The sequence below is a fragment of the [Clostridium] symbiosum ATCC 14940 genome (genome assembly GCF_000466485.1).
GTDB classification, from domain to species: domain Bacteria; phylum Bacillota; class Clostridia; order Lachnospirales; family Lachnospiraceae; genus Otoolea; species Otoolea symbiosa.
On sequence record NZ_KE992997.1, the window covers coordinates 1 to 507 of the forward strand.

The following is a 507-nucleotide window of genomic DNA, read 5'->3' on the forward strand; positions in this document are numbered from 1 at the left end:
CATCTTCCGGAATTGCTTCAGAAGGGAATTGAGTTAATCGGCCAGTTGGCAGCCGGTATTATAGAGGCAATTCCCAAAATTGCTTTGGCAGTCCCGCAGGTAATAAGCGAGATTAAGACAAAGTTTTCAGAGATTGATTGGGGAGAAGTTGGTTCGAATATTATTTCGGGCATTGCAAAAGGAATTACCGGAGCTGTGGGAAAGATTAAGGAGGCAGCAGAGGGAGCCGCTAGAAAAGCGTACGAAACAGCCAAAAAAGCACTCGGTATCAACTCGCCGTCAAAATTAATGCGAGATGAAGTCGGAAAGTTTATCCCGGCCGGTATCGCGGAAGGCATTAACCAGAACGCAAAAGTGATCAGCTTTGATGCAGTTGCAAATCATATTGTATCCAATGCTAAAAGTACAATTGGAGCCGAAACAGTTCCGCTGGCCTATGCTTCAGGAGGAACATATTTTGATTATGCCAGGATGGGCGACCAGATGCGTCAGGCGCTTAATGGAACC

General features: G+C 46.0%; 1 protein-coding gene. It reads left to right on the forward strand.

Annotated features, from left to right (window positions below):
- On the forward strand, positions 1 to 507 hold a 507-nt coding region (locus tag CLOSYM_RS23075; protein ID WP_021643143.1), incomplete at both ends, for a phage tail protein.